Below are 2,408 nucleotides of genomic sequence, written 5' to 3'. Positions count from 1 at the left end.
GGCGATGACCCGGTAGCCCTTGGAGAGCGAGTAGCTGTCGCGGTCGACGCACCGCTTGTCCGGGTCGGCGAGCGCACCCGTTCCGTCCTCGGGCCGCTGGGCTGGCAAGACCCCGCGCCCCAGGACGGCACGACGCAGGAGTGACCGCGCCGAAGCGCGGATGAGCGCCCCGGAGCGAAGACGCCCGCGCCCGCAGCGCAGACAGCCCGCGCCGGAGCCGGAGGGACCGCGCCTGCGCCCCTTCCGCCTTCCGGGGCGGGGCCACACCACCGAGGGAACGGAGCAAGGACAGCCATCATGCCGAAAACACTGCTCGCACTGCAGGTCCTGCCGGGGAAGCTGTTGCGGGTGAGTCTTCCGGACGGCCGGGTGACCACCCTCCTGGAGGACGCCGGTCCCGCCCCGGACGGCATCACCGCCGACTCGGCCGCCGTCTACTGGACGACGATGGGCACTCCCGTGGCCGACCCCCGCGTTCCCGGCGAAGCCGGCCAGGACTTCTCCCGCCCCGACGGCGGTGTGCACGCCCTGAGCCCGGCCGGCGGACAACGGCGCGACCTGGTCCCGCCCGGGGCGATGACCACGGGCAAGCAGCTGACCACCGACGGGGCCGGCACCCTGTACTGGGGCGACCGCGAGGGACGCCGCGTCAGCCGTGTCCGGACCGACGGCACCGGCCTGACCGACCTCGTCGTCAATCCTCCCGAGGACGGGATCACGGGCGAGTGCGTCGGCGTGGCGGTCGACCCCGCACGAAGGCACCTGTACTGGACGCAGAAGGGGCCGGCCAAGGGCGGCAAGGGCCGGATCCTGCGCGCCGGGCTGGACATCCCCGCCGGGCAGACCGCCGCGGACCGCACGGACATCGAAGTGCTGTGGAGCGACCTGCCCGAGCCCATCGACCTGCACCTGCACGGCGACCGGCTGTACTGGACCGACCGCGGAGCCCCGCCCGCCGGAAACACTCTCAACCGGGCTCCCCTGCCGCCCGCCGGAGCCGCGGGGCAGCGCCCCGAGATCCTCGCCGACGGGTTCCAGGAGGCGATCGGCCTCGCCGTCGACGGCGAGGCAGGCATCGCCTACGTCTCCGACCTCCACGGCCACATCCGCGAGGTTCCGCTGCCGGACGGTCCTGCCGCCGGCCAGAAGCCGCGCGACATCGTCCGGCTCCCCCACCCCCTGACCGGGCTGTGCCTGGTGGAGCACTAGGGCGCGTTTCGAATGACCTGCAGCGTGATCCGCCGGACAGACCCTGGACAGCGCTCTCGCCACCGGCACCGGCCGCCCCGCGACGGCGCGGAGCCCGCGATGGCCCACCGCGCCCCGCACACCGCAACACCCGAGGAACCACAGGAGACTGACATGGCATTCGCCCTCCCCCAGGACATCCAGAACCGGCCGGTCGCCGTCATCGGCGCCGGCACGCTCGGCCGGCGGATCGCCCTCATGTTCGCCACCCGCGGCGGCCTCGTACGGATCTACGACAGGTCCCCGGAGTCGAGCGAGGCGGCGCGGGCCTACGTCGAGGAGCACGTGAGCGAGATCGCGGCCGGGCTCGACGGCGGAGAGCCGGGCCGGGTCGCGGTCACCGACGACCTGGCCGAGGCGCTGCTGGACGCCTGGCTGGTCGTGGAGGCGGTACCGGAACACCTCGAACTGAAGAAGGAGATCTTCGGGGAACTGGACCGGGCGGCCCGGCCCGACACCATCCTGGCCAGCAACTCCTCGTCGTACGCGACCGGTGAGTTCATCGACCGGGTCGCACACCCCGAGCGGGTGCTGAACATGCACTTCTACATGCCGCCGCAGCAGAACGCGGTCGACCTCATGTCCGACGGACACACCGACCCGGGGATCGTCGATCTGCTCCGGCGTGAACTCCCGCGCTTCGGCATCTTCCCGTTCGTGGCGCACGAGGAGTCCACCGGCTTCATCTTCAACCGCGTCTGGGCCGCCATCAAGCGCGAGGCGCTCGCGGTCGTGGCCGAGGGGGTCTCCACACCCCAGGACGTGGACGAGATGTGGAAGATCAACACGGGCCTCGGGGCCGGCCCCTTCAGGATGATGGACCAGGTCGGCCTCGACGTCGTCCTGGACATCGAGAACCACTACGCGCAGGAACGCCCCCACCTGCCCTCGGGCCCCAGGGAACTGCTGAAGACATACGTCGACGCGGGACACCTGGGCGTCAAGTCGGGCCAGGGCTTCTACACCTACGACGCCCCGCGGTGACGCCCCGGCCGGCTCGGCCGCGCGACGGTCCGGTACCTCCGACGCCGGTCCAGCGCGTCCCGACGCCGGTCCAGCGCGTCCCGGCGCCGGCCCAGCACCCCCGGTCCGCGGCGCCCGCCACGGATCCCAGTACCGCAACGGAACAGTGCGGCGCTCCACGGTACTTGCAGGACCGC

The 2,408-nt window shown here is 72.5% G+C and carries 2 protein-coding genes; both read left to right on the top strand.

Translation table 11 applies throughout. From position 1 onward, the window contains the following. Positions 1-297 precede the first annotated feature (297 nt). The gene (locus tag ABZ719_RS37520) at positions 298-1,209 is read left to right on the top strand and encodes a hypothetical protein (protein ID WP_366729649.1); all 912 of its coding nucleotides are present in this window, start codon (positions 298-300) and stop codon (positions 1,207-1,209) included. A 153-nt stretch (positions 1,210-1,362) separates the two neighbouring features. Further along, complete coding sequence (locus ABZ719_RS37515; RefSeq protein WP_366729648.1) at positions 1,363-2,232, top strand: 3-hydroxyacyl-CoA dehydrogenase NAD-binding domain-containing protein; 870 nt, start codon at positions 1,363-1,365, stop codon at positions 2,230-2,232. Positions 2,233-2,408: the final 176 nt, after the last annotated feature.

The organism is Streptomyces sp. NPDC006743, assembly GCF_040703815.1.
Classification (GTDB): Bacteria; Actinomycetota; Actinomycetes; order Streptomycetales; family Streptomycetaceae; genus Streptomyces.
Note: the sequence above shows the minus strand (reverse complement) of the source record. Positions and strands in the feature narration are given on the sequence as shown.